The organism is Acinetobacter sp. YH12239 (genome assembly GCF_013417635.1).
GTDB lineage: Bacteria > Pseudomonadota > Gammaproteobacteria > Pseudomonadales > Moraxellaceae > Acinetobacter.
In genome coordinates this window covers 53,670-79,532 of the sequence record NZ_VPDP01000003.1, presented here as the reverse complement: position 1 = coordinate 79,532, position 25,863 = coordinate 53,670, and the positions used below count along the sequence as shown (strand labels likewise).

Annotated in this window: 24 protein-coding genes; 17 read left to right on the top strand and 7 right to left on the bottom strand. The window is 38.6% G+C overall.

What is annotated here, in order from left to right:
• Positions 1-90 precede the first annotated feature (90 nt).
• The 4 genes from FTV17_RS04575 (at position 91) to FTV17_RS04560 (ending at position 3,505) form a co-directional block, all read left to right on the top strand.
• Positions 91-207 (top strand): hypothetical protein, encoded by a 117-nt coding sequence (locus FTV17_RS04575; protein WP_092766106.1) that lies wholly within the window; start codon positions 91-93, stop codon positions 205-207.
• A 451-nt stretch (positions 208-658) separates the two neighbouring features.
• The gene (locus tag FTV17_RS04570) at positions 659-1,978 is read left to right on the top strand and encodes an NCS2 family permease (RefSeq protein ID WP_179998355.1); all 1,320 of its coding nucleotides are present in this window, start codon (positions 659-661) and stop codon (positions 1,976-1,978) included.
• Positions 1,979-2,051: 73 nt separating this feature from the next.
• Positions 2,052-3,050, top strand: a complete 999-nt coding sequence (locus FTV17_RS04565) for an adenosine deaminase (RefSeq protein ID WP_179998354.1) — start codon at positions 2,052-2,054, stop codon at positions 3,048-3,050.
• Positions 3,051-3,142: 92 nt separating this feature from the next.
• Entirely contained in the window at positions 3,143-3,505 is a 363-nt protein-coding gene (locus FTV17_RS04560; protein ID WP_179998538.1) for a hypothetical protein, read from the top strand.
• A 12-nt stretch (positions 3,506-3,517) separates the two neighbouring features.
• Here the strand turns inward: FTV17_RS04560 and FTV17_RS04555 are convergent, their stop codons facing one another.
• Positions 3,518-4,075: a cytochrome b gene (locus FTV17_RS04555; RefSeq protein WP_179998353.1), complete on the bottom strand. Its 558-nt coding sequence runs from the start codon at positions 4,073-4,075 to the stop codon at positions 3,518-3,520.
• 203 nt (positions 4,076-4,278) lie between these two features.
• Here FTV17_RS04555 and FTV17_RS04550 point away from each other — a divergent pair, with 203 nt between their 5' ends.
• Positions 4,279-4,659 carry a hypothetical protein gene (locus tag FTV17_RS04550; protein WP_179998352.1) on the top strand — a complete coding sequence of 127 codons (381 nt, stop codon included), beginning with the start codon at positions 4,279-4,281 and terminating at the stop codon, positions 4,657-4,659.
• A gap of 65 nt (positions 4,660-4,724) precedes the next feature.
• Complete coding sequence (gene rnhB / locus FTV17_RS04545) at positions 4,725-5,291, top strand: ribonuclease HII (RefSeq protein ID WP_179998537.1); 567 nt, start codon at positions 4,725-4,727, stop codon at positions 5,289-5,291.
• Between the two features lie 67 nt (positions 5,292-5,358).
• Here the strand turns inward: rnhB and csrA are convergent, their stop codons facing one another.
• From csrA to alaS, 3 genes are all read right to left on the bottom strand, one after another.
• Positions 5,359-5,613, bottom strand: coding sequence for a carbon storage regulator CsrA (csrA, locus tag FTV17_RS04540; protein WP_035265869.1), 255 nt, complete (start codon positions 5,611-5,613; stop codon positions 5,359-5,361).
• Positions 5,614-5,856: 243 nt separating this feature from the next.
• Positions 5,857-7,137, bottom strand: coding sequence for an aspartate kinase (locus tag FTV17_RS04535; RefSeq protein ID WP_179998351.1), 1,281 nt, complete (start codon positions 7,135-7,137; stop codon positions 5,857-5,859).
• 65 nt (positions 7,138-7,202) lie between these two features.
• A complete protein-coding gene (gene alaS / locus FTV17_RS04530) occupies positions 7,203-9,896 on the bottom strand; it encodes an alanine--tRNA ligase (protein WP_179998350.1) in 2,694 nt (897 codons plus the stop codon).
• Between the two features lie 368 nt (positions 9,897-10,264).
• Here alaS and gap point away from each other — a divergent pair, with 368 nt between their 5' ends.
• The 5 genes from gap to FTV17_RS04505 all read left to right on the top strand — a co-directional run bounded on the left by gap (position 10,265) and on the right by FTV17_RS04505 (position 15,405).
• On the top strand, positions 10,265-11,296 hold the full coding sequence (gap, locus tag FTV17_RS04525; RefSeq protein WP_179998349.1) for a type I glyceraldehyde-3-phosphate dehydrogenase: 1,032 nt from the start codon (positions 10,265-10,267) through the stop codon (positions 11,294-11,296).
• A gap of 227 nt (positions 11,297-11,523) precedes the next feature.
• The gene (locus tag FTV17_RS04520; RefSeq protein WP_179998348.1) at positions 11,524-12,690 is read left to right on the top strand and encodes an ATP phosphoribosyltransferase regulatory subunit; all 1,167 of its coding nucleotides are present in this window, start codon (positions 11,524-11,526) and stop codon (positions 12,688-12,690) included.
• Positions 12,691-12,760: 70 nt separating this feature from the next.
• Positions 12,761-14,080, top strand: coding sequence for an adenylosuccinate synthase (locus FTV17_RS04515; protein ID WP_179998347.1), 1,320 nt, complete (start codon positions 12,761-12,763; stop codon positions 14,078-14,080).
• Positions 14,081-14,217: 137 nt separating this feature from the next.
• Entirely contained in the window at positions 14,218-14,526 is a 309-nt protein-coding gene (locus FTV17_RS04510) for a hypothetical protein (RefSeq protein ID WP_179998346.1), read from the top strand.
• 102 nt (positions 14,527-14,628) lie between these two features.
• On the top strand, positions 14,629-15,405 hold the full coding sequence (locus tag FTV17_RS04505; protein WP_035265878.1) for a M48 family metallopeptidase: 777 nt from the start codon (positions 14,629-14,631) through the stop codon (positions 15,403-15,405).
• Between the two features lie 116 nt (positions 15,406-15,521).
• Here the strand turns inward: FTV17_RS04505 and FTV17_RS04500 are convergent, their stop codons facing one another.
• Positions 15,522-16,571 carry an NADP(H)-dependent aldo-keto reductase gene (locus FTV17_RS04500; RefSeq protein ID WP_179998345.1) on the bottom strand — a complete coding sequence of 350 codons (1,050 nt, stop codon included), beginning with the start codon at positions 16,569-16,571 and terminating at the stop codon, positions 15,522-15,524.
• Between the two features lie 159 nt (positions 16,572-16,730).
• Complete coding sequence (gene crp / locus FTV17_RS04495) at positions 16,731-17,444, bottom strand: cAMP-activated global transcriptional regulator CRP (RefSeq protein WP_035265881.1); 714 nt, start codon at positions 17,442-17,444, stop codon at positions 16,731-16,733.
• Between the two features lie 149 nt (positions 17,445-17,593).
• Here crp and FTV17_RS04490 point away from each other — a divergent pair, with 149 nt between their 5' ends.
• Positions 17,594-18,019 (top strand): OsmC family protein, encoded by a 426-nt coding sequence (locus tag FTV17_RS04490; RefSeq protein WP_179998344.1) that lies wholly within the window; start codon positions 17,594-17,596, stop codon positions 18,017-18,019.
• A 64-nt stretch (positions 18,020-18,083) separates the two neighbouring features.
• Here the strand turns inward: FTV17_RS04490 and FTV17_RS04485 are convergent, their stop codons facing one another.
• Entirely contained in the window at positions 18,084-18,572 is a 489-nt protein-coding gene (locus FTV17_RS04485; protein ID WP_035265884.1) for a rhodanese-like domain-containing protein, read from the bottom strand.
• A 442-nt stretch (positions 18,573-19,014) separates the two neighbouring features.
• On the opposite strand from FTV17_RS04485, the gene clpB reads away from it, so the two are divergent.
• The 5 genes from clpB (at position 19,015) to FTV17_RS04460 (ending at position 25,841) form a co-directional block, all read left to right on the top strand.
• Positions 19,015-21,591 (top strand): ATP-dependent chaperone ClpB, encoded by a 2,577-nt coding sequence (gene clpB, locus FTV17_RS04480; protein ID WP_179998343.1) that lies wholly within the window; start codon positions 19,015-19,017, stop codon positions 21,589-21,591.
• Between the two features lie 203 nt (positions 21,592-21,794).
• Positions 21,795-22,631, top strand: a complete 837-nt coding sequence (locus FTV17_RS04475) for a hypothetical protein (RefSeq protein ID WP_179998342.1) — start codon at positions 21,795-21,797, stop codon at positions 22,629-22,631.
• Positions 22,631-24,154, top strand: coding sequence for a GH3 auxin-responsive promoter family protein (locus tag FTV17_RS04470; RefSeq protein WP_179998341.1), 1,524 nt, complete (start codon positions 22,631-22,633; stop codon positions 24,152-24,154). Before FTV17_RS04475 ends, FTV17_RS04470 begins: the two co-directional genes overlap by 1 nt.
• A gap of 10 nt (positions 24,155-24,164) precedes the next feature.
• Positions 24,165-25,307 carry a GNAT family N-acetyltransferase gene (locus FTV17_RS04465; protein WP_179998340.1) on the top strand — a complete coding sequence of 381 codons (1,143 nt, stop codon included), beginning with the start codon at positions 24,165-24,167 and terminating at the stop codon, positions 25,305-25,307.
• Between the two features lie 153 nt (positions 25,308-25,460).
• Positions 25,461-25,841 (top strand): hypothetical protein, encoded by a 381-nt coding sequence (locus FTV17_RS04460; protein WP_179998339.1) that lies wholly within the window; start codon positions 25,461-25,463, stop codon positions 25,839-25,841.
• Positions 25,842-25,863 lie beyond the last annotated feature (22 nt).

Sequence of the window (25,863 nt, the reverse complement as noted above, 5' to 3'; positions counted from 1 at the left end):
TGATATTTAAGGAAAATAATTCTATTTCACTGGTATTATTTGCTAAATGCATTATCATAGTGCATGACGAGTTAACTTAAGACGAGCATTATGAATTTCTTGAAAAAAAAGAATAAAGCAAGTTTCGTTTTCTTTATTATTACTGCGTATTCCTGTCTAGGCTTTGGATTAGGTTACCTGATTTGGGAATACCTCCAAATGAAATAAAGTTCATGTTGATCGGTAAGAATGCAAATTTAGAAAGTATTCACTGTCAGCAAGCTTAATTTACTCTACCATTTAAAATTAAATGATCTAAAAATCATCAGTGATTTTTTAAGGGGTATATTTAACTTTATATTTTTTAAAATAATTTAAATAAAGCTTAAATTTTTGCGCCTTATAACCTATGACTGTGTATTCAGCCCTTCAAATTCAGTCTATGTTATAATTAAAAATATATCCCGATAGATCGAATTGTCTAGCGACTGTTCAATTGATAGATCATCATATCAAAGCTGCTTTATTGCAGCTTTTTTAATTGTGCTTCAATTTATCGGAAATGTCATTTTGGTACGTTTATTGAATGCGTCATCTGAGCTACATTTGCCAATGAATCATTGAATAAATGATCTAAATAATTTTTACGACTCGCTCGATCTTAAGCAGGGGCTCGACAATGACAAATCCAAATTCTTCAGCGGGTTTGCTTGAACGCTTATTTAAACTAAGCGAAAACAAAACAACTTTTCGAACTGAAATTATTGCAGGGATGACGACATTCCTGACAATGTGCTACATCATCATTGTCAATCCAATGATTCTGTCTGAAACAGGAATGGATCATGGTGCGGTATTTGTTGCGACATGTTTGGCAGCAGCAATTGGTTGTTTTGTCATGGGTATTATTGCTAATTACCCAATCGCATTGGCTCCGGGTATGGGCTTAAATGCATATTTCACCTATTCGGTATGTTTAGGAATGGGTGTGCCTTGGCAAACCGCTTTAGCTGCGGTATTTGTGTCTGGTCTGGTCTTCATCGCGATCAGTATGTTTAAAATTCGTGAAGCTATCGTGAACGCCATTCCAATGTCTTTAAAATTGGCTATTGGCGGTGGTATTGGTTTATTCCTAGCATTAATCGCTTTGAAAAATGCTGGCATTATTGTGGACAATCCTGCGACTCTAGTGGGTTTAGGTGATTTAAAACAACCAACTGTTCTGTTAGCGTTGTTCGGTTTCTTGATGGTTGTTGTTATGCATCACTTTAAAATACGTGGTGCGATTATCATTAGTATTTTAGTGCTGACTGCAATCTCAACATTCCTAGGATTGAGTGAATTTAAAGGTGTGATTGGTCAAATTCCTTCAATTGCACCAACATTCATGCAAATGGATTTTGAAGGCTTATTTACCGCAAGTTTAATCGGCGTAATTTTTGTGTTCTTCTTAGTTGATCTATTTGATTCAACAGGAACGCTGGTTGGTGTTTCACATCGTGCTGGTTTACTCAAAGATGGTAAATTGCCACGCTTAAAGAAAGCTCTGTTTGCAGACTCTTCAGCGATTGTTGCTGGTGCTGCATTAGGTACATCATCAACGACACCATATATTGAGTCTTCTGCGGGTGTAGCAGCAGGGGGGCGTACAGGTCTTACAGCGGTAATAGTTGGCTTACTTTTTATTGCTTGTTTGTTCTTAGCACCGTTGGCTCAATCTGTTCCTGGGTTTGCAACTGCACCAGCCTTACTCTTTGTAGGGGTATTGATGATTCAGGGTATTACGCATATTGATTGGGATGATATTACTGAAGCGGTTCCTGCTTTCTTAACGATCGTGTTTATGCCGTTCACTTACTCAATCGCTGATGGTATTGCCATGGGCTTTATCAGTTACGCATTGGTGAAGTTACTTACAGGTAAAGCATCTACAGTACCATATATGGTATGGATTATCGCAGTATTATGGGCGCTAAAATTTGCAATGTTTGGCGGCTAATTTTTAACAGTTTTTAAAAGGGTGTAAACTTAGTTTGCACCCTTTTTATTTTTTGGTTTCATGAGGAGTAGCAATGAACCGTGTTGAGTTAATTAAAGCTTTACCTAAAGCTGAGCTTCATGTCCATATTGAAGGGACATTTGAACCTGAGTTGATGTTTGCCATTGCTCAGCGCAATGAAATTGCAATCCCATATCAATCAGTTGAAGAAGTCAAACAGGCTTATAATTTTCGCAATCTGCAATCATTTCTAGATATTTACTATGCAGGTGCGAATGTATTGATCAACGAGCAAGATTTTTATGATCTTGCATGGGCATATTTTGAAAAATGTGCAGAAGATCGAGTGGTTCATACTGAAATGTTTTTTGATCCGCAAACCCATACGGATCGTGGTTTGTCATTTGAAACGGTAATTAATGGCTTAAAACGAGCTTGCCACGATGCTGAGGTAAAATTAGGCATCACAACGCATTTGATTATGTGTTTCTTACGTCATTTGAGTGAAGAGGCAGCATTTGAAACACTTGAACAAGCTTTACCTTACAAAGACCAAATTATTGGGGTAGGGTTGGATTCAAGTGAAGTTGGGCATCCACCTTCTAAATTTGAAAGGGTATTTGCAAAAGCACGTGATGAAGGATTCTTGGTGGTTGCACATGCAGGTGAAGAAGGTCCAGCAGAATATGTTTGGGAAGCTTTGGATGTGCTTAAAGTGAATCGTATTGATCACGGCGTACGCTCTGAAGAAGATCCAAAGTTGTTGGCGCGTTTGATTGCTGAAAAAATGCCTTTAACGGTTTGTCCATTATCAAATTTAAAGCTTTGTGTTGTAGATGATATGGCAGATCATAATATTCGCCGTTTGTTACAGCAGGGTGTGCATGTAACCGTCAATTCAGATGATCCATCTTATTTCGGTGGGTATATGAATGATAACTTTATTGCGATTGCTGAGGCCTTAGATTTAACAAATCATGAATTAAAGCAACTCGCTATAAATTCATTTGAAGCATCGTTTATTTCTGATGTGCAAAAACAAAAGTGGAAAGATAAAATTATCGCAATTTAAAACAGTTAAACTTGTTTATGTAAAATACTGAAAGGTGGGGCTCAAAATCCCACCTTTAGCTTAATATGCTTTAAACAATAGAGCCAAATGTGATGTTGAAATTGAAATCTGTGCTTTGCCTAAGTCTGCTAACGTTGCCTGTAGTTATCGCGAATGCAAATATGACTTTGACACAGCGTGTATTAAAGCCTGTCATCCAGCATCAATGTGAGCGTGAAGTCGACCATTCAAAAATATGGAAAATAACGACATATTTAATGAATGAAGAAAACAAAAAGAAATTAAAATTAGAAACCTGTGATTGTGTATCAAATCATGCTTTAAAAGATATTCCGGCTCAGGAACTTGCCAAAGCAACAATTAACGAAGATATCAAGCAAGAAGTCATTCGAAAAGCCATGTTGAATAGCCTAAAAGCATGTGTGATTAGCTCTAAATCTAACTCAGAAATTTAGAGCCGTACTAAATCAATCTTTAGGTTGTTTGGTCATGCTGTCTAAGACATGATCTTTATCTATAAAGTGATGCTTTAATGCCGCAGCAATATGTCCGAGTAAAAGTAAACCTGCAGCCCAAGAAATCCAAATATGTAGTGGTTTTACAATTTCAGTCACTTGAGGATTCTCACCTATTAAAGCAGGTAGATCAAATAAGAATAATACTGGTGCAGGGTAGCCTAGACTCCAGCTCCATAAGCAACCCGTAATTGGTAAGGCCAGAAGCATAAAATAAAGCCCGAGATGACCTAAATGTGCGAGTCTTTTCATGAGGCGAGACATTGTCTCTGGTAGCTCGGGAGCAGGATGGGTGTAGCGCCAAAAGATACGAACCACGACCAGAAAAATAATGGTGGTTGCAATATTTTTGTGAAGCGTGATGACGTCACCTTTGAAGCTACCATCTACTTCATAACTTAAAAAATTACCGCTATAAAAGCCGATCGTCCACGCCGTGATAAAAATAATCGCCATGACCCAATGCAAGACTTGAGCTGTGCGTGTGTAATATTTGGATTTATTATTCATGATATAAACTTATGATTGAATTTTGAATATCATAATTTAAGCATAAATGATTTATAAGTATTGAATTGAGACACAGTGTTGAAAATATGCAACGAAATGCGACTTATAACTGAACATATAGTCCGGAAATTCAAAAAATCTATTTCTTCATGATGTGACATTAGGCAAAATAGCTCAATTCGTAAGATCATAAGGACAACACTGTGAAAAAATTAATCGCTTTACTCGCACCAATGACATTCGTGCTCGGGGCTTGTGCTACAGGTACAACAGGGACATCATCACCTGCCGCAAATACCACTCAACAGTTAGGTTCGGCTGCACTTAAAATTGCGATCAATGCAAAATGCACAACTGAATTGAACAATATTTCTGCTTGGAAAACTGCAACGAAATTAATGACTGCAGAGCAGAAAGAAAATATCCAAGGTGAAATTTGTGGATGTGTAAGTGAAAAGGCTCCTCAAAGCGTGACTACGGTTGATTTGGCTACAGCGGCGATTGATCCAGCTGCACGAGCAACAATCGTTAGTAATATCGTGACTAAAACCATCAATGAATGTGTAGCTGAAGCTGTACGTTAATTTCAAAGATATATGAATGGGCTGATTTTGATCGGCCTATTTTTTTAGGAAAAATTAGGAAAATGATGTTGATTGCTGGTGCTGATGAAGCGGGACGCGGTCCACTTGTGGGATCGGTCGTTGCGGCTGCTGTAATTTTGGATCCTAACAATCCGATTCTTGGATTGAATGATTCTAAAAAACTCAGTGAAAAGAAACGTGAAAAATTATTTATAGAGATTAAAGAAAAAGCACTAGCTTGGGCTATCGCTGAAGCGAGCCATCAAGAAATTGATGAACTCAATATATTGCAAGCTTCATTATTGGCAATGCGTCGTGCCGTTGAACAATTAAGTGTGCAACCACAACATGTATTGGTTGATGGTAATAAAATTCCGCAAGGATTGAGTATGAGTTGTGATGCTGTAGTTAGAGGAGATGCATTACATCCAGAAATTTCTGCTGCCAGTATTTTGGCTAAGGTGACACGTGATCATCAAATGTTAGAACTTGATGCTAAATATCCTCAGTTTGGTTTTGCAAAACACAAAGGCTACCCGACCAAAGCTCATTTTGAAGCAATTGCGCAGTTTGGCGTGGTTGAAGAGCACAGACGTAGTTTTGGTCCAGTACGCAAATCATTGGGACTTTAACAGCATACAAGCTTAAAAAATTTAAAGCGGCTAAATTTAGCCGCTTTAGTCACAAAATCATTTCATATCAACGATTGAAATCATTCTGAGTGTAATTCTCTTCTTCGTAAGAAGGTTGGTAATCTTGGTCAAGATGTTGCAAGTGCTCATGCATCGCACGTTCATGCTGAATTCGTTGATAGATTTCTTCACGATGTACAGATACTTCTTTAGGCGCATTCACGCCAATTCGCACTTGGTTACCTTTTACACCAAGTACAGTGACACTGACTTGATCCCCAATCATTAATGTTTCACCAACACGACGGGTGAGAATCAGCATGTTTATCTCCTTGCTTAAACGCTAAACCTGCGATAGTTTTTTCAAAAAGCGAAATAACAACCTCGGCACCACGAAATATTTTAATAGAAAAATGTGACGAATTTAACCATTCGCACAGGACTATTGAAATTATCCCATAAACCTCTAGACCTAATATAACAGAGCCACTATAGGAAAAACTATAGTGGCTCTGAATATTTCTTCATCAAGTATGCATTGTTTCTGCTAACTCATGGTAGAAAATTAAGCACGTGCGTTTGATTCGCCATGTTCGCGGTCAAGACCAAATGCAGTGTGAAGAGAGCGAACTGCAAGTTCTAAGTAATTTTCTTCAATAATTACAGAGATTTTGATTTCTGAAGTCGAAATCATCAGGATGTTGATGCCTTCATCAGCGAGTGCAGTAAACATTTTGCTTGCAACACCAGCATGAGAGCGCATACCAACACCTACGATAGATACTTTTACAATATCATCACGTGTTGCCACTTCACGAGCACCGATTGCTTGAGCAGTTTCTTCAAGAATTTTTTTCGCTTTAGCAAGTTCGCCACGATTGACTGTGAATGTGAAGTCAGTTGTACCATCTTCTTCAACGTTTTGGATGATCATATCCACTTCGATATTTGCATCACCAATCGGTTTTAAAATTTTAGATGCAATACCAGGAAGATCAGGCACACCTAAGATAGTTAATTTAGCTTCGTCACGGTTAAATGCGATACCAGAGATAATTGGCTGTTCCATGTTGTCTTCCAATTCAGTAGTGATAAGTGTTCCGACGTTGTTTTTGAATTCTTCGTCAAATGCGCCATCATTTTCATTGTCGAAGCTAGAGAGTACGCGTAAAGGGACTTGATATTTACCCGCGAACTCAACAGAACGGATCTGTAAAACTTTAGAACCAAGAGAAGCCATTTCAAGCATTTCTTCAAAAGAAATACGATCAACTTTCTTCGCTTTTGGTGCAACACGTGGATCTGTTGTATATACACCATCCACATCTGTATAAATTTGGCATTCATCCGCTTTGAGTGCTGCTGCTAATGCAACACCAGAAGTATCAGAACCACCACGACCCAAAGTTGTTGTGTTTCCATTAGCATCAAAACCTTGGAAACCTGCAACAACGATGACACGACCAGCATCTAATTGTTCAGTCATGACATCTGTATCAATTGATTCAATACGAGCTTTTGTGAATGAGCTGTCAGTTTTGATACCAACTTGGCGTCCAGTCAAAGATTTCGCTTCCACCCCGATAGAATTCAGTGCCATTGCTAACATTGAAATCGTTACCTGTTCACCCGTAGAAACCATTTGGTCTAATTCTCGTGGGTCAGGGGTGTCGGTAATGGCTTTCGCTAAAGCGAGTAGGCGATTAGTTTCACCACTCATTGCTGATACAACAACCACAACCTTGTGGCCGTGATCATGCCAACGCTTTACACGACGAGCAACATTTAAAATGCGCTCAGGAGTACCCATTGAAGTACCGCCATATTTTTGAACGATTAATGCCATAGTTGTTCCATATAAACCATGACCTTGAAGAGTTGTTCAAGGTCAGTTACACAAAAGGTGAAGTTTTATTTTGCAGCTAGCCAAGCAGTTAATTCTGCCATGACGGAAGCAAACTTCTCGTTAAGTGGCGCGCCACCTTGTGCCAAATCAGGCTTACCACCACCTTTACCACCAAGCTCAGTTGCTAAGTGTTTGATGATGTCACCTGCTTTTATAGAAGCTGTGAAGTCTTTAGCTACAGACGCGATCAAGCTCACCTTGTCACCCTCTACACCTGCAAGGACAATCACAGCATTTTCTAATTTTGATTTCACGCCGTCGTGTAGATTGCGAAGTGATTTCGCATCCATACCTTGAACAGTCGTGATTAACGTTTTGCGACCTGCAATTTCCTCAACTTGGCTAAGTAGCTCACCCGCTTGTAAATGTGCAAGTTTTTGATTCAATTGATCGAGTTGCTTTTGTAAGCTTGATGCTGTGTCCGCTAAGGCTTCAACTTTCTCAATCGTTTGATCTTTTTGTGCTTTCAATAAGCCATTAATCGTGTTGATGTCACGATCAGCTTTTTGAGCCACTTCAATTGCTTTCGTACCTGTAACTGCTTCAATACGACGTACACCTGCAGCAACACCACCTTCAGAAGTGATTTTGAACAGACCAATGTCACCTGTACGTTTAACGTGAATACCACCACAAAGTTCGATCGAGAAGTTTTTCTCATCGATCACTGAACCCATAGAGAGTACGCGAACTTCTTCACCGTATTTTTCACCGAACAACATCATCGCACCTTTTGCTTTTGCAGATTCGATGTCGAGGAGTTCAGTTGTTACAAGTGTGTTGGCAATCACTTCAGCATTTACCAGACGTTCAATTTCTTGAATCTGTTCAAATGTCACGGGTTGATCATTGGCAAAGTCGAAACGTAACACGTCAGAAGCAACCAATGAACCTTTTTGTTGAACATGTGAACCCAAGATTTGACGAAGTGCAGCATGTAGAAGGTGAGTCGCAGAGTGGTTACGTGCTGTTGCTGCACGGATGTCTGCTTTAACTGTTGCTTCTACATTTTGAGTAACTTTAAAGTTACCCATGGTCACGATACCTTGGTGAACGAACGCACCACCAGATTTTTTCGTGTCTTGAACTTCGAAAATACCTGTATCGTTTTTAAAGATACCTGTATCACCGATTTGACCACCGCTTTCTGCATAGAAAGGTGTTTGGTTTAGAACGATTAAAGCTTCATCACCTTCAACGACTTCATCAACTTGTTCGCCATCTTTATAGATTGCGATGATTTGACCTTCACCGGCAGTTGCATCGTAGCCGTCAAACTGAGTTTCGCCTTCAACTTTTACAACGTTGTTGTAGTCGATTGCGAATTTACCCGCCTCACGTGCACGTTGACGTTGAGCAGCCATTTCTTTTTCAAAACCAGCTTCGTCAATGGTTAAATCACGTTCACGTGCGATATCCGCTGTAAGGTCAGTTGGGAAGCCGTACGTGTCGTAAAGTTTGAATACCACTTCGCCTGGAATTACAGAACCTTTTAAGTTAGCAAGTTCGCCTTCAAGCAATTTCAAACCTTGTTCTAAGGTTTTCGCAAATTGCTCTTCTTCTTTTAAAAGTTGAGCTTCAATACGCGCTTGTTGTGCTTCAAGTTCAGGATAGGCAGCGCCCATCACCTCAATTAAAGGCTTCAACATTTTGTGGAAGAATGAACCTGTCGCACCCAATTTGTTACCGTGACGTACTGCACGACGGATGATACGACGTAGTACATAACCACGGCCTTCGTTTGAAGGGTTTACGCCATCAGCAATCAAGAATGAACATGAACGTGCATGATCTGCAACTACTTTTAAAGACGCAGGGTATTCAACTGGTTTGCCTTCAGCTTGTGCTTTCGCTTCAAGTTCAGCAGTATCTAAACCAATAATTTCAGCTGCAGCTTTAAGCAAATGTTGGAATAGGTCGATTTCGTAGTTTGAGTTTACGTGTTGTAAAACTGCAGAAATACGCTCTAAGCCCATACCTGTATCTACAGATGGCGCTGGAAGAGGGTGAAGTACGCCATCAGCAGTACGGTTAAACTGCATGAATACGTTGTTCCAAATTTCGATGAAACGGTCACCATCTTCTTCTGGTGTGCCTGGTAAACCACCCCAAATGTGATCGCCATGGTCAAAGAAGATTTCAGAACATGGACCACATGGGCCTGTGTCACCCATTGCCCAGAAGTTATCTGAAGCGTATTGACCGCCTTTGTTGTCGCCGATACGGATAATGCGAGACTCATCTAGACCGATTTCTTTGTTCCAGATGTCGAATGCTTCATCATCAGTGTGATAAACCGTTGCATATAATTTGTCTTTAGGTAGACCTAACCATTTTTCATTGGTTAAGAAATCCCAAGCGAATTTAATCGCGTCACGTTTAAAGTAATCTCCGAAAGAGAAGTTACCTAACATTTCAAAAAACGTATGGTGACGAGCTGTGTAGCCCACGTTATCTAAGTCGTTATGTTTACCGCCAGCACGAACACATTTTTGTGACGACACTGCACGTACATAATCTCGTTTTTCTAGGCCTAAGAAGCAATCTTTGAACTGGTTCATACCAGCATTTGTAAAGAGCAAAGTTGGGTCGTTGGCAGGAACTAGAGAACTCGACGCGACACGTGTGTGGCCTTGCGATTCAAAGTAACGCAAAAATGCTTCACGAATTTCAGCTGATGTCATAAAACGAGTACTCACAACCAAGTCACTCCATTAATTCTGTATTGGCAAATAATATGTCTGGGAAATAATGTGCGAATTCACAAAAAAATTCACCCCAGCATACCGGGCTAAAAGTTTAAAAACGCCAAATTATAACGGAATTTGCCACCTGTACCAATGATTTTAAAGTGTTTTAATGACAATTCTCATTAATTCTGGTTTTAGGTGGAATTTTAAGCATTAACGTTGTTGAGACGATTCTTAAATGCTTAAGCTGTGTATCTCGTACGAAGATCAATCAAAAATATTGAGTAGTCATAAGACCATTATTTATTACTGTATATTTTAGAAATACTTTAACATAGAGCTTTCAAGAACTTGTATTAAAGAGTTGAAGGTTACATATGCAGCGTATCGCAATTAATGGATTTGGACGAATCGGGCGAAATGTTTTAAGAGCTTGGTTTGAAAATCCAAAACAATTCAATTTTGAAATCGTTGCGATTAATGATGTGGCTGATGTAGAAACTTTAATTCATTTATTTAAATATGACACCACACATGGAAGATTTCATGGGGAAGTGGAGTTGAGTTATGTGGCAGAGCAAGTATTTCTCAATATTTATGCCTATCAAAAAAAATTATCTATTGAAGTCCACTGTCAAACAGAACCAGATCAACTACCATGGAAGCGTTTAAACGTTGATGTTGTTTTAGAGTGTACTGGTTTATTTAGATCTCGAGCAGAAGCGACACGCCATCTCAATGCTGGCGCTCAACGCGTGATAATTGGGGCTGCACCTTTTGATACGGTTGATGCTGCAATTGTCTACGGGGTAAATCATACAGAGGTTAAAACTACGGATCAGATTATTTCGAGTGTTTCATGTACGACACAAGCATTGGTTCCTCTGGTCAAAATTATTGACGATGCCTTTGGCATAGAAAGTGCGTTAATGACAGAAATTCATGCTGTTACAGCGGATCAATCCGTTTTAGATCATGTTCACCGCGATTTACGTCGTGCGAGGGCATCTGGGCAAAACATTATTCCAACGACTTCATCTGCTCTAGGTGCAATCAAACGTGTCATGCCAAAAATGGAAGGGCGAATAGACGGTTACTCAATTCGTGTTCCTACCATTAATGTGGCAGCTATTGATTTGACATTTATAGCGCAACAGCCAATTACAGACCATCAGTTAAATGAAGCGTTAATTTCAGCAGCACGAGAGCAATTTTCGGAAATTATGTCGGTAACAGATGAGCCTTTAGTATCATCTGACTTTAATCATTCTCCATTTTCACTCATTGTTGATTTAACTCAAACCATGGTGGTCGGGAAGCTAGCTAAAGTCTATGCTTGGTATGATAATGAATGGGGATATACCAATCGTTTACTGGATTTATGTCATTCATTTCCAGATCAGTCATGAAACTGAAATGCTGTGTCTTTTATAAAGGCTTAAGTCTACAACATAGATCAACTGCTAGTGCGTTCAGAATTACCAATAGAAGCTTATGAATAATCTAAAATTCCTATTTAATTATTTAAAAGTCTGATGCACATGGGGGTTGATCGTGATAGACTAGGAGAAATCGGGTGTGTTCCCGATTTTTTTATGCGGATTTGTTCCGCGCTGACAGAATTTAGGTTTACAACATGCCCATTTCAGAGACATGGTTATTACCTGATGGTGTAGCTGATGTATTACCAGAGCAAGCGCAAGTTATTGAAACTTTGCGTCGTACCGCGTTAGATTTCCTCGCAGCTCGAGGTTATCAATTGGTGTACACGCCATTTATTGAATACATCGAATCTCTATCTTCTCTTTCAGAATCGAATCAAGATTTAGACTTAGCCACATTTAAAGTAATCGATCAACTTTCAGGTCGTTTACTTGGTGTGCGTGCAGATATGACGCCTCAGGTGGCGCGTATTGATGCACACGTGTATCCAGTTGAGGGTGTTGCACGCTATTGCTACGCTGGAACGGTACTTCATACCAAACCACAAGGTTTCAATACCACACGTGCGCCTTTACAGCTCGGTGCTGAGTTGTTTGGTTCAGATAGTATCGATGCTGACGTCGAAATGATCGATGTCATGTTGGAATTATTAAAAAATACAGGTGTAACTGAGGCGATCCATTTAGATATTGGACACGTTGGTCTATTCCGTAGCTTAGTTAAACATGCAGGATTGAACAAAGCTACAGAGTCGCATCTATCTGATTTATATCAGCGTAAAGCATTGCCAGAACTTGCTGAATATACGCAACAACTTAAATTCGGATCTGATTTTTATGCTCTTGGTCGTTATGCAAGTGATTTAGTCGCTTTAAAATCACATTTAAGCCAAGAAATCTTAGAAGATTCGGCATTCCAAGAAGCATTTAATGCAGTTCAAAGCACACAAGATGCGATTCAGCAACGTTGGCCAAATCTGCATATTGGTATCGATGTAGTAGAGCTTCGTTCATATCACTATCACACTGGTTTAATGTATGCAGTGTATGCACCAAATCGTGCTGCGCCATTAGCTCAAGGTGGACGTTATGATGGTATTGGTGAGCATTTTGGTCGTGCACGTCCAGCAACTGGCTTTTCATGTGACTTATACGCTTTAAGCGCTGGTCAATTTAAAGCATTGGAAGTGATCGTTGCACCTAAGGGAAATAATGCTGACCTAGTCAAAGCAATTCAAGGATTACGTGATCAAGGCAAAAGCGTTGTGCAGTTGCTTGGTCAAGATGAGTTGAATTCAGTACCTAACGCGACTCACCAGTTGGTGAATCAAGCGGGTGAGTGGAAACTCGAACAGATTTAATCACCTGATTTGAATACTAAATTTCAAATCATGTTCTTCAATTTTAACAGCATGATGCAATGAGGCTATTATGGGCAAGAATGTTGTGGTACTTGGTACCCAATGGGGCGACGAAGGTAAAGGTAAAATCGTTGACCTGCTCACAGATCAAGCGGCTGCAGTTGTTCGCTATCAAGGTGGACACAATGCAGGTCATACTCTCGTCGTAGGTGGTAAGAAAACTGTTTTACACCTCATTCCATCTGGTATTTTACGTGAAAACGTACTTTGCTTAATTGGTAACGGTGTAGTGCTTTCTCCTGAAGCGTTAATCAAAGAGATGACGATTCTTGAAGAGCAAGGTGTGCCAGTTAAAGAACGTTTACGTATTTCTCCAAACTGTCCATTAATTTTGCCAAACCATATTGCATTAGACCAAGCACGTGAGAAAAAACGTGGGAATGCCAAGATTGGTACAACAGGTCGTGGTATTGGTCCAGCGTATGAGGATAAAGTTGCACGTCGTGCGGTTCGTGTCGCTGATTTAGTGCGTGGTGGTGATCATCTTAAAGCATTGCTTGAAGAGTTACTTGAATACCATAACTTCCAATTAACACAATTCTACGGTGTAGAAGCGGTTAAGCTTGAAGACGTGCTTGTGTTATGTGATCAATGGCGTGAAGTTGTTGCTCCACTGGTTGTTGATGTTACTGGCGAATTGCATAAATATCGTAAGAACGGTGACAACATCATGTTTGAAGGTGCTCAAGGCTCACTTCTTGATGTTGACCATGGTACTTATCCATACGTAACATCTTCAAATACGACTGCTGGTGGTGTGAGTTCTGGTTCTGGTCTTGGTCCATTACACCTTGACTATGTATTGGGTATTACCAAAGCTTATACAACTCGCGTAGGTGCAGGTCCATTCCCAACTGAGTTGGTTTATGATGCTGCAAACGATGTTGGTGATGCAATTGGTAAGCACCTTGGTACTGTAGGTTCAGAATTTGGCGCATCTACTGGTCGCCAACGTCGCTGTGGTTGGTTCGATGCTGAAATCCTTCGTCGTTCAGTAGAAGTAAACTCACTTTCGGGTATTTGCTTGACTAAACTTGACGTTCTTGATGGTTTAGAAGAAATCAAAATCTGTGTAGGTTATGAAGCTGCGGATTCAGGTTGTGTAGGTTCTTCTGATGCGCTTGCATTTGAAACTTTAAAACCAATTTACGAAACAATGCCTGGTTGGACTGAGTCTACTTTTGGTGCTAAATCTTTAGACCAATTGCCAGAAGCAGCAATCAACTATATTAAGCGCCTTGAGCAGTTAATCGAATGTCCAATCGACATCGTATCAACTGGTCCAGACCGTGACGAAACGATTATTCTTCGTCACCCGTTTGAAGCTTAATTAGAAGTTTAAAAAAAGCCCTGTGATATCACAGGGCTTTTTTTGATCTAAACAACGACCAAAGTTGTATAAAAATTGGCTGTGCTGAATCTTAGAGATTGTTAAAATCGAATGTATAAAATAATAGAGTGTGCAGGATGCATAAAAATATTTCTGGAACAATGTTTTATTCGTTGTTATTTGCAATGGGGGGGGCACCCACGATTGCGATGATGATAATTCGATCTCAAACAGTAGCCGAAGATGTGGTCTACCAAGTCTTTATTGGGCTGTCGATTATGATCGCTTGCATATTGGTCCCTATTATTTTAATTCAGAACACCTGTTTATTTTTTAAACGTAAAGATGAGAAGCTTGAAACTCGTTTAAAACCGTGGAGTCAAACCTATCTCGTGCTTAATATTTTTTGTTTGGTCTTTTGGATCAGCTATCAATTTGTTTACTAAATTACATAACAAATAAAAAAGTGAAGAAAAATGAGATATTAAGCTTAGTTGAGTTTGTCTATAATTATGAACAAGTACTTTCAAGTAGATTGGAACATTATAATGAAGAACAAATTATTGCTCGGTCTTACAGCATCTGCGGTGATCTCGATTTCAGGGTGTACAACATTTGCGGATATGGCGGGTGCGGACTCAGCGACATTAAATGCAGCTGCTGCACAAAGTTACTCGCAAGCCATTGATACAGCTCGCAGCAAGGGCTTATTGGATACAAGCTCAAATACCTATAAGCGTATTACGAATGTCTACAATCGTTTGCGTCCATATGCTGATCAAATGAATCAAACGGGTCAGCCATTCCAATGGCAGGTATCTGTAATTAAATCGAGTGAATTAAATGCTTCTGTCATGCCAGGTGGTAAAGTTGTTTTTTATACAGGTATTGTGGAACGTTTAAATTTAACAGATGCTGAAATTGCGGCCATCATGGGACATGAAATGATCCATGCTTTGGAAGAGCATGCAAAAAGTAAATTGGGTGCTCAAGCTTTAACTGACTTGGCTTTAGGTGTTGGTTTAAGTGCAGCTGGGGTAGGTCAAGGTGGCGCAGCAGTTGCACAAATTGGTTCTCAACTGGGTGTAGGGTTGCCTTATTCACGTAACTTGGAGAGCCGTGCTGATCAGGGTGGATTAATGTTAATGGCTCGAGCTGGTTATAACCCACAAGCAGCGATTACATTATGGGAAAAGATGGCTAAAGCAAGTAATGGTGGTAATGCATCTTTCTTATCAACACACCCTTCAAATGCTCAACGAATTGAGGCGATGCGTAAAAACTTACCTGCAGCTCAAGCGATTTATAACCAAAGTCGCCGTTAAAAGAATAAAGCTAAAAAAGGATGCGATAGCATCCTTTTTTTATATTCACAACTTAGTAAATTGTTATCACAGTATGGCTTTGATTCAAATGTATTGAAATCGAATTTATGAGACACTTAAGGTGCTGGATTTGGCTGTTGTTTATGGATGATCTCAATTTCCTGAAGTATTTCTTCTGACAATGACACATTAAAAGCATCAATATTTTCTTTGAGTTGATTTAAATCAGTTGCCCCAATGATTGTGCTGGTCACGAAGAACTGCTGTTTAATAAAAGCTAACGCCAATTGCGTTAATGTCAGTCCATGTTTTTCTGCTAAGAGTGCGTATTGTTCAGTTGCCCATTCACTTTCAGGATTACTATAACGCGCAAATCTAGAGTATAAGGTGACTCTGGCATTTGCAGGTCTCGCACCATGTCTAAATTTTCCTGTTAAATAGCCAAAAGCGAGTGGTGAATAGGCCAGTAAACCGATGCCTTCAAATTTAGCAATCTCCGACATACCGATTTCATAGGTACGATTTAATAAGTTATAGGGGTTTTGTACAGAAACAAATTTAGACAGCCCTAACTTTTCTGCTAAATGTAAAAATTTCATGGTTCCCCATGATGTCTCATTGGAGAGTCCGATATAACGAATTCTGCCTTTATTAATTTCCGCTTGAAGGGCAGATAAGGTTTCCTCGAGTGGTGTGATATCTAGTGTACTGTGAGCATGGTGATTGGTATAACCCAATTGACCAAACATATTGGTTGGGCGTTGAGGCCAATGCAGCTGATAAAGATCAATATAGTCAGTTTTTAAGCGTTTAAGATTTAAGTCTAAGGCTGAGCTAATATCGCTGGCAGTATAGCGAGTTGTACCGCTTCTAATATTGCTACCACCTTGACCTGGACCTGCAATTTTGGAAGCAAGAAAAAGTTGATCACGTTGGCCACGCTGTTGAATCCAATTGCCGATAATTTCTTCCGTCGCGCCTTGAGTTTCGACTTTAGGTGGTACTGGGTACATCTCTGCAGTATCCCAAAAATTTAACCCCCGCTCGAGTGCATATTCCAGTTGTTGGAAAGCCTCGGACTGGCTATTTTGCTCACCAAAGGTCATTGTTCCTAAACAAATTTCGGGAACGTGTATATCTGTTTGCCCAAGTCGATTAAATTTCATGCTAAACATCCTTGCTGTATTTTTTAAGCTGATATATTGAAATCATACCTAATCTAAGATTCCAAACGTATGTAAAATAAATTCGAAAGTTTTCAGAAAAAAGGCAATAAAAAAGCAAATCGTCAGATTTGCTTTTTTGAATGTAGATCAGATGAAAATTTATTCATCATCATTGTTGTCAAAGTCTTCTTCAACAGAATTTACTGCTTCTAATGATGAATCAAAAATTAAGATAGCTTTACCATCAGTTTCAATCATGCCTTGTTCTTCAAGTGTTTTAAGAACACGACCAACCATTTCACGTGAACAACCTACAATACGACCAATTTCTTGACGAGTAATACGAATTTGGCGTCCATTTGGAAGAATCATTGCTTCAGGTTGAGCTGACAAGTCGATTAAACAACGTGCAATACGACCCGATACATCAATAAATGCTAGGTCAGTTACTTTTCGAGTTGTATTTTTTAAGCGACGAACGAGCTGTGCGAACACCGCATAGCTAAGATCTGGATACTGCTTACTTACTTCATGGAAGTTAGCATATGAAATTTCAGCAATCTCACATACATCACGTGTACGTACTTCTGCAGTACGCTGAGGATTACTTTCAAATAATCCCATCTCTCCAAAAAAGTCCCCTGGGTTTAAATAGGCTACCACAATTTCACGTTCATCATCTTCACGTAAAATAATTGAAACCGACCCTTTTAAAATTAGATACAGAGATTTCGACTCTGAGCCCGCATCAATAATTGAAGTTCGTTTTGGAAATCTATTGATGTGCGCACGCTTGAGCAAAGCTTTGACAGATTCAGGTAATTGACCTGGCGACAAAGCATCTGTACTAAGTTGTGAAAAATTAGAAGTCATGCTTTTTAAATTCCGATTTGGATAGTAACTAGATCTTTAGACCTAAATAAACTTGCCACGTGAAGCATAAGAGGTGAAATTCCTTATCAGCTCAATATATGCTAGTGTACAGTCCTAAGTAAATTTATAGTTTTTTTTAGGTAGTTGCAATGCATACTAGCGTACATTGGTTAGAGAATGTTGCTTTTGAAGCAAAATCTGAAAGCGGTCACCAAATTATCATGGATGGTGCTGAAGCTTACGGTGGTGAAAACCGTGGTCCACGTCCGATGGAACTCATTTTAATGGGGCTTGGTGGGTGTGCTTCGTTTGATATTGTGACCATATTAAAAAAATCTAGACAAGATGTGAGTGGTGTTCAATGTCAGTTGAAAGCTGATAGGGCAGACACAATTCCTGCGGTTTTCACGAAGATACATTTGCATTTTGTGGTTACAGGAAAAGCAGTCAAAGAAAAGCAAGTCGCTAAAGCAGTTGAATTATCTGCAGAAAAATATTGCTCAGCAAGTAAAATGCTTTCAGATGGCGGTGTTGAAATTACACATGATTTTGAAATTATTGAAGCGGAAGTTTAATTTTATCGAGTTGAAAAAAGCAACCTTAAGGTTGCTTTTTTTATGTAAAGTCATTAAATCAATTTTACTCTTGTACCCATGGCAGATTGTGAAATCGCCAACCATTATAAGTACCACGATGTGAGTTAGGGTCTAAATCACCTTCAAAACCTTGATCGATATTGTATACGTTCGTGAAACCTGCATTATACGCAACACTTGCTGCTGCCGCAGAGCGCTTTCCACTACGGCACATTAGCAAAATGATGTCATATGCATTAACAAAAGATTGTAACTTCTCTAAAAACTCTGGGTTACGTTCAAGTGAGATGCCTGTCAGCCAAGGAATATGTTCTGAATGTTCGACATAACCTACGAATTTTCGCTCTTCATGTGTTCTGACATCAATAATGATCGCTTGTTGGGATTGGAACAAAAGCCACGCATCTTGGGGTTTTAAAGAGCCTGCAAAAAGGAGTGTATGATCTTCTACATTTTTTTTTGCTTCAGATAAAATAAATTTAATTTTATCTTGATGAACTTTATTTTCTGAGAGATTTATAAAATGATTCATGTAAGTATGCCTGAATGATTAAATCATCCGTTTATGGAAAACGGTGATTATTATAAGTTTTATCTATATTCTTTAAATAAATATAAAATTGATTGTTTATCTTATAAATTCATATTGAATGATTTTGCACAACATGTACCGATTAAGTCGATATAAATTCGGCGTACTCCTATGTGATGATTTGAGAACAATAATGAACGTTTACGGGGAATATATTTTCTTTGTCATATCTAGTGAATATTAGATAAATATCATAATCACCATGAAAAAATTGTGAAGTGGTATTGAAAAATGTATGAGCAGCACAAATATTATAATTATAATCTATCTTTATTTTTTAAATAATTGAAATATAAGAAAATAATTAAAAAACCGACTTGAAATATGACGCTTCTCACCCATTAACTAAGCAAGTACCAAATTTGTTGTGAGGAAAATAATAATGCGTTTTGAAAAATTTACAAATCGCTTACAGCAAGCCTTATCTGATGCGCAATCTTTAGCAATGGGCAAGGATCATACAGCGATTGAAGGCATCCATATACTATCGACCCTGCTTGAAGAGCCATCAAATATGAGTTTGTTGCAGCAGGCAGGGGCGAATTTACGAGAATTAAGCACAAAGTTGCAACAAGCGCTTGCTGATGCACCAACACTTGCTCATCCAACTGGTGATATTAATCTGAGTCCAGATGCGGTTAAAGCGCTTAACTTAGCAGATAGTTATGCACAAAAATCGGGTGATGAGTTTCTTTCAACAGATTGGGTGTTACTTGGTTTAGCAGAAACAGGTGCAACCAAAACTATTTTAAATGCGGTTGGTGTTCAATCCGCAGGTTTAAAAGCGGCGATAACTAAAGTTCGAGGTGATGAAAAAGTCATGAGTAACAATCATGAAGATCAACGTGATTCATTAAACAAATACACCATTGATCTCACTGAGCGAGCACTTTCTGGCAAGCTTGATCCAGTGATTGGGCGAGATGATGAAATTCGTCGAACAGTCCAAGTTTTATCACGCCGTACAAAAAATAATCCTGTTTTGATTGGTGAGCCGGGTGTTGGTAAAACTGCCATTGTTGAGGGTTTAGCACAGCGTATCGTCAATGGAGAAGTGCCTGAAAGTTTAAAAAATAAACGTGTCTTATCACTTGATCTTGGATCGCTTTTAGCTGGTGCAAAATATCGTGGTGAATTTGAAGAGCGCTTAAAAGCAGTATTAAAAGATCTTGCTAAACATGATGGTGAAATTATTCTGTTTATCGATGAGTTGCACACTCTAGTCGGTGCAGGTAAAGGCGACGGTGCAATGGATGCAGGTAACATGTTGAAACCTGCTTTAGCACGCGGAGAATTACGTTGTGTAGGTGCTACAACTTTAGATGAATATCGACAATTCATTGAAAAAGATGCAGCACTTGAACGTCGTTTCCAGAAAGTATTGGTTGACGAGCCTAGCGTTGAAGACACGATTGCGATTTTACGTGGATTAAAAGAGCGCTATGAAGTACATCATGGTGTCAAAATCTTAGATTCTGCCATCATTGCTGCAGCTAAAATGTCACATCGCTACATTACAGATCGTCAACTACCAGATAAAGCGATTGATCTAATTGATGAGGCGGCATCTCGAATTAAGATGGAGCTTGATTCAAAACCTGAGTCTCTAGATAAATTAGAGCGTCGTCTTATTCAACTCAAATTACAGCTTGAGGCTGTAAAAAAAGACGAAGATGCAGGAAGTAAAGCTGAAGTTTCATACTTAGAAAAACAAATTGCTGAAGTGGAGAAGGAATACAGCGATCTTGAAGAAGTGTGGATTTCTGAAAAGCGTTTGGTCCAAGGCGATCAACAAACTCAGGCGGAGCTTGATCAAGCACGTATTGCGATGCAAAAGGCACAACGTGAAAATGATCTAGCTGAAATGGCTCGGCTTCAATACGGTGTTATTCCTGATTTGGAGAAACGACTCAGTGAAGAAGCATCTGAAGAGAAAGTTGAACCTAAATTATTGCGTAATAAAGTGACGGACAATGAAATTGCTGAAGTTGTAAGTGCAGCAACAGGAATTCCAGTAGCAAAAATGCTACAGGGTGAGCGTGAAAAATTACTCAGTATGGAAACATTTTTACATAACCGCGTCGTAGGTCAAGATGAAGCGGTAGTTGCAGTTTCTAATGCTGTACGACGCTCACGTGCTGGACTTTCAGATCCAAATCGCCCAAGTGGTTCATTCTTATTTTTAGGTCCAACAGGTGTCGGGAAAACTGAGTTAACTAAAGCTTTAGCAAACTTCTTATTCGACAGTGACGATGCCATGATTCGTATCGATATGTCTGAATTTATGGAGAAACATTCTGTTAGTCGTTTGGTGGGAGCACCTCCTGGTTATGTTGGTTATGAAGAGGGTGGTGTGCTAACTGAAGCAGTACGCCGTAAGCCTTATAGCGTGGTGTTATTTGATGAAGTAGAGAAGGCTCATCCAGATGTATTTAACATTCTGCTTCAGGTACTTGACGATGGTCGCTTGACTGATTCGCAAGGGCGTGTGGTGGATTTTAAAAATACAGTGATCGTCATGACTTCAAACTTAGGTTCAAATGAAGTGCGCGAATTAGGTGACATGGCGACGGAACAAGATGTACGCAGTGTTGTGATGGCTGCTGTTTCTGAGCATTTTAGACCAGAGTTTATTAACCGAATTGATGAGCTTGTAATCTTCCATGCACTGAAAAAATCGCAGATTCGAGGTATCGCGGATATTCAGTTAGATCGCTTACGTGCTCGTTTGGCTGATCGTGATTTAAGTTTGACTGTAGATGACACTGCTTTCGATGAATTAATTGAGGCAGGATATGACCCAATCTATGGGGCTCGACCACTTAAACGTGCTATTCAACAAAAGGTTGAAAATACATTGGCTCAAAAAATCTTGGCGGGAGAATTTTTGCCAGGAGATACAATTGTTATACAAAGCACTGATGGAAATTTTAGTTTTAGTAAACTTAAATTAAATTAGAATTTAATAAACAAACTTAGAAAACCTGAATTCGTTCAGGTTTTTTTTCATTTAAGTGATTTAAAAATAATAAATTTATTTTTAATAAAATTGCTACTCAAATCTATTAAGTATAAGATTGCACTCAATATTTTTGTGAATAAATGTTTAATTTGTTTATTGATTCGCAAAAGGAATTCATTGTTTAGCTTAATGGGATCAATATGCTAGAATTAAAACGACTCCGAAAATTAAAAAAAGAACCTTATAGTGAGTTTGTTAAGGTAAAAGATTTAAAATCCCGTGATATTGAAAAGATGTTCAATATTTACAGTAACTATTATTCGAATACAGTCTTTGAAATTTTTGAAAGAGACCTTCTGGAAAAGACTGGTGTGTTTATCATTCGAGAACCCAAAAAAGATTTTTTAGTGGGTTTCTCAACTGTAATGGAGCGAAATTTTACCGTGAATGGTAAAACTGCCCATGCTTTTTTTAGTGGTGATACCATTATTGAGGAGGCGTATTGGGGTAGTCGAGCATTACAACGTGCGATGTTCCGTTATGTAATGACCTTCAAATTACGTCATACGGGTGTACCGATCTATTGGATGCTGATCTCAAAGGGCTTTAAGACCTACTTACTTCTTGCAAATAATTATTATCACTATTATCCAAATCCAGAAAATAAAGATGAATATTTAAAAGATTATGTTGAAGCGTATTGTCGTGAGTATTTTGCAGAATACTATGATGATGAATCAAAGCTGATTGATTTTGGAGAAAACTATCAGTGTCTGAAACCTGATGTGGCCCCAATAACAGAAGAAATGCGCCAGAAAAATCGTAAAATTGAGTTTTTTGAGGAATGCAATCCATCTTGGGTTCAAGGTACTGAATTACCGTGTATTGGTGAGCTGCGTTGGGTTGATATTTTGCAAACAGCGGTAAGGTTTGTGAAAAAATCATCGCTCAAAAAAAATAAGTCGAATCTGAATAAAGATAAATTATCTAAATCGGCTCAAACCAAAGATCAAGATCAAGATTCTAAGGTGGCCTAATGTCTGTGATATTTGCAGCTCATCAAGTTTTAAATTTGGCCTGTAAAAAATCATTTAAAGACTTTTATCAATACGCTGATCAATTGGAAAAAGTTCAGCGTGATAAATTAAAAGTTATATGTGATGATCCAAAGATGGAATATGAGTCGTTTGCTCAACATTTTCCAGTAACACGTTATGCTGATTGGAAGCAGAAAGTTGAAGCATCACGTAATCAAGGCGTAAATTTACTTAATAAAAGTAAAATTATCCGATTCCAGCCTACAAGTGGTTCAAGTGAAGCACTCAAATTTATTCCATATACCCAACAATTTTTAGGTGAAATAGATCAGGCGATTGGTTTATGGCTCACGAGTTTATATCGTCGTTATCCTGAATTAAAACGTACAACACACTATTGGTCTGTATCTTGGTTGCCTGAAAGCCAGCGTCAAATCACGACCACTCATAATTTAAATGATGATAGTGCTTTACTTTCTTTTTCAAAACGAATTTTAACTCAAATTACGCAAGCAGTCCCTGCTGACATTGCTTTGGCAGAAACTGCTGAAGATGCGATGTTCGCTACGGCTGTATATTTAGTCAGAGATGAAAATCTCGGCATGATTTCAGTGTGGAGCCCAACTTTTGCACTGCAACTGATCGAAATTATCCAAGAAAATAAGAGTGAAATCGTTGAGGTTTTATCGACTGGTCAGTGGAGTCGTCAAAGTTTAGATTTTTTAAAAATCAAAAAATCAGTAAAACGTAGCCAGATTCTAGAACGATTAGATTTGGAAGATCCGACTTGTTGGAAAAAATTGTGGCCAAAGCTATTTTTAATTTCATCTTGGGATACCGCAAGCGCACAGCACTGGGCACAAATTTTAAAAACCAAAATTAAGGGTCTAAGTTTTGAAGGTAAAGGGCTTTGGGCCACTGAAGGGGTGGTGACTATACCTTTAGATGATCATTATCCCTTGATGTATCAAGCTCATTTTTATGAGTTTCAAGATTTAGGTACTCAGCAAATTTACCCTGCTTGGCAGCTTAAACCAGGTCAAATCGTGAGTCCGATTATTACGACAGGGTCTGGCCTAAAACGCTACATTATTGATGATGAATTATTGGTTGATTCTTTTTATCAGGGCATTCCGTGCTTTAAATTTCTCGGTCGAAAGATGACAGTTGATTTGGTCGGAGAAAAGATTGATCAATCTGTTGCTTTGAGTGTGATCGATACATTTAAACAAAACGGTTTTTTACCCATTAGTTTACTCGGAATAGAACAGACCGAATCCAAACCTTATTATGTTTTGCTTTCTGAGGGTAGTTTGAGTGGGCAGCCGTCCGATCAACAGTTAGATCAATTGCTAAAACAAAATTTTCACTATGAGTTGGCACGTAATTTAGGGCAATTAGATGAAGCACGCGTGATGCATGTGGAAGATGCATGGCATGAATATAAGACAATCGCAATGCGCAATGGCATGATTGAGGGGAATATCAAGCCAGAACCGTTGAAGAAAATGAAATTTATTTAAGAATTTAAAAATGACAGAGCAAAATTTACTATATCGATCAAAAACCTCGCCTGAATTTTATCTACGTTATGCTGCGGAGCAAGATGATCCTCAATTGATTGAGCTGATTTCTGAAAGTATGCCGAGTAACGGTATGGTAATTTCATTTGAGCGGAAACCGAGTTATTTTCGGGCTACACATGCACAATATAATAAGCCTGAAATTTTGGTTGTCGTACATCAAGATCAGCCTGATCTAATTATTGCCATGATGAACATCGGTTGGAAATCGTATTGGATCAATGGCGTCACTGAACAATTACGCTATGTATCAGATTTACGAATCAAACTTACAGCTCGGGGTAAAAAAGCGTTTAATGTATTTATGGAATACATTTTTGAATGTTTCCCTCGTGAAATTATCTTCCAAAGCGTGATTTTAGAAGATAATAAAGTAGCTCGTAATATGATGCATCGAGAAAGAGAGGGATACGCTTTACCTTATATCTTTGATTCGATGACTACTTTTACCATTTCTAAGGTACCTAAGTTTAAGCAGTCTGCTGAACTTCGCCTTCAAACAATGACCATAGATAAGATTGATGCGGTCAATGGTTTTATACAAGAAATGGCGTCCCATTATAATTTTTTACCTGATTATGACTTTAAAGTGTTATTGGAAGCTAATCATCCTTTTTGGTATGGGCTGAGGTTAGAAGACTTTCATTTAGTACTCAATTCAGATCATAAAATCGTAGGTTTATTTGGTTTGTGGGATCAAAAAGATTTCAAACAAACTAAAGTGGCGAGTTATTCTACAACGTTAAAACTGTTAAAACCTGTCTATAACACTTATGCTCGAATTACTGGACAATTAACGCTTCCCGAAGAAGGGCAATCCTTTGATTATCTCATGACGCATAGTTTCCTCTGTGATCCAAGTGCGTTAGACGTACTAAAGTTTATGCTGACCAATGTAAACACATTAGTGAAAGCTCAGGGTAAAACATCATTTTGTGTGACTGTGGTTGAGAATGACCCACGTAAGCAAGTTCTAGAGCAGTGTTCATCACATAAAATGAAAGCAGTTCACACGCTTCATAGTTATGAAAGTAAACCCTATGACGTGATTGATCGTTCTAAATACTCTTACTTTGAAGTGAGTCGTATTTAAGAATATGGTGCGTTCATCGGAATGCGGGTGAACGCACTTGATTAGCTGTAATTAATAAATATATAAATAAAATTACAATAATAATTTTCGAGATAAAAAATGGAATTTATAAGCGTTATTTTTCGACAGTCAATTTTAATTTCTGGCATGCTGATGAGTAGTTTTCAATGGGTAACTGCACAGCAATTAGATGAATCTGAACTCATCGAACAGCAAATGATTGATCAGAATTTGAATGAAAATTTAGTGCAAGAATTAAAAAAAGAAGTATTACAGAGCGCTGAGGTACAAATACAAAATCAACAATATTTGGCTCAGACTCAAGCAGAAGAATTTAATCAGAAGCAATTGGTTTCAAATGCGGTTTCTGATTTTGAATTGAGCAAAAAAGCAGATCCTGATCAGATTAGCAAAACCATTAAACCACTGACGTATTATCCTTATGATACGCTACCACGTACTGTCTATGTTTCCACAGATCCAACCATTATTGTGACAAAGGAATATTCACCTTCAAAAAATTTAAGAAAATAAAAAAGGGCAAACGAATTGCCCT

Coding starts and splice junctions, on each gene's coding strand:
- FTV17_RS04575 (WP_092766106.1), top strand. CDS start 91: ATGAATTTCTTGAAAAAAAAGAATAAAGCAAGTTTCGTTTTCTTTATT.
- FTV17_RS04570 (WP_179998355.1), top strand. CDS start 659: ATGACAAATCCAAATTCTTCAGCGGGTTTGCTTGAACGCTTATTTAAA.
- FTV17_RS04565 (WP_179998354.1), top strand. CDS start 2,052: ATGAACCGTGTTGAGTTAATTAAAGCTTTACCTAAAGCTGAGCTTCAT.
- FTV17_RS04560 (WP_179998538.1), top strand. CDS start 3,143: ATGTTGAAATTGAAATCTGTGCTTTGCCTAAGTCTGCTAACGTTGCCT.
- FTV17_RS04555 (WP_179998353.1), bottom strand. CDS start 4,075: ATGAATAATAAATCCAAATATTACACACGCACAGCTCAAGTCTTGCAT.
- rnhB (WP_179998537.1), top strand. CDS start 4,725: ATGTTGATTGCTGGTGCTGATGAAGCGGGACGCGGTCCACTTGTGGGA.
- csrA (WP_035265869.1), bottom strand. CDS start 5,613: ATGCTGATTCTCACCCGTCGTGTTGGTGAAACATTAATGATTGGGGAT.
- FTV17_RS04535 (WP_179998351.1), bottom strand. CDS start 7,137: ATGGCATTAATCGTTCAAAAATATGGCGGTACTTCAATGGGTACTCCT.
- gap (WP_179998349.1), top strand. CDS start 10,265: ATGCAGCGTATCGCAATTAATGGATTTGGACGAATCGGGCGAAATGTT.
- FTV17_RS04520 (WP_179998348.1), top strand. CDS start 11,524: ATGCCCATTTCAGAGACATGGTTATTACCTGATGGTGTAGCTGATGTA.
- FTV17_RS04515 (WP_179998347.1), top strand. CDS start 12,761: ATGGGCAAGAATGTTGTGGTACTTGGTACCCAATGGGGCGACGAAGGT.
- FTV17_RS04510 (WP_179998346.1), top strand. CDS start 14,218: ATGCATAAAAATATTTCTGGAACAATGTTTTATTCGTTGTTATTTGCA.
- FTV17_RS04505 (WP_035265878.1), top strand. CDS start 14,629: ATGAAGAACAAATTATTGCTCGGTCTTACAGCATCTGCGGTGATCTCG.
- FTV17_RS04500 (WP_179998345.1), bottom strand. CDS start 16,571: ATGAAATTTAATCGACTTGGGCAAACAGATATACACGTTCCCGAAATT.
- crp (WP_035265881.1), bottom strand. CDS start 17,444: ATGACTTCTAATTTTTCACAACTTAGTACAGATGCTTTGTCGCCAGGT.
- FTV17_RS04490 (WP_179998344.1), top strand. CDS start 17,594: ATGCATACTAGCGTACATTGGTTAGAGAATGTTGCTTTTGAAGCAAAA.
- FTV17_RS04485 (WP_035265884.1), bottom strand. CDS start 18,572: ATGAATCATTTTATAAATCTCTCAGAAAATAAAGTTCATCAAGATAAA.
- clpB (WP_179998343.1), top strand. CDS start 19,015: ATGCGTTTTGAAAAATTTACAAATCGCTTACAGCAAGCCTTATCTGAT.
- FTV17_RS04475 (WP_179998342.1), top strand. CDS start 21,795: ATGCTAGAATTAAAACGACTCCGAAAATTAAAAAAAGAACCTTATAGT.
- FTV17_RS04470 (WP_179998341.1), top strand. CDS start 22,631: ATGTCTGTGATATTTGCAGCTCATCAAGTTTTAAATTTGGCCTGTAAA.
- FTV17_RS04465 (WP_179998340.1), top strand. CDS start 24,165: ATGACAGAGCAAAATTTACTATATCGATCAAAAACCTCGCCTGAATTT.
- FTV17_RS04460 (WP_179998339.1), top strand. CDS start 25,461: ATGAGTAGTTTTCAATGGGTAACTGCACAGCAATTAGATGAATCTGAA.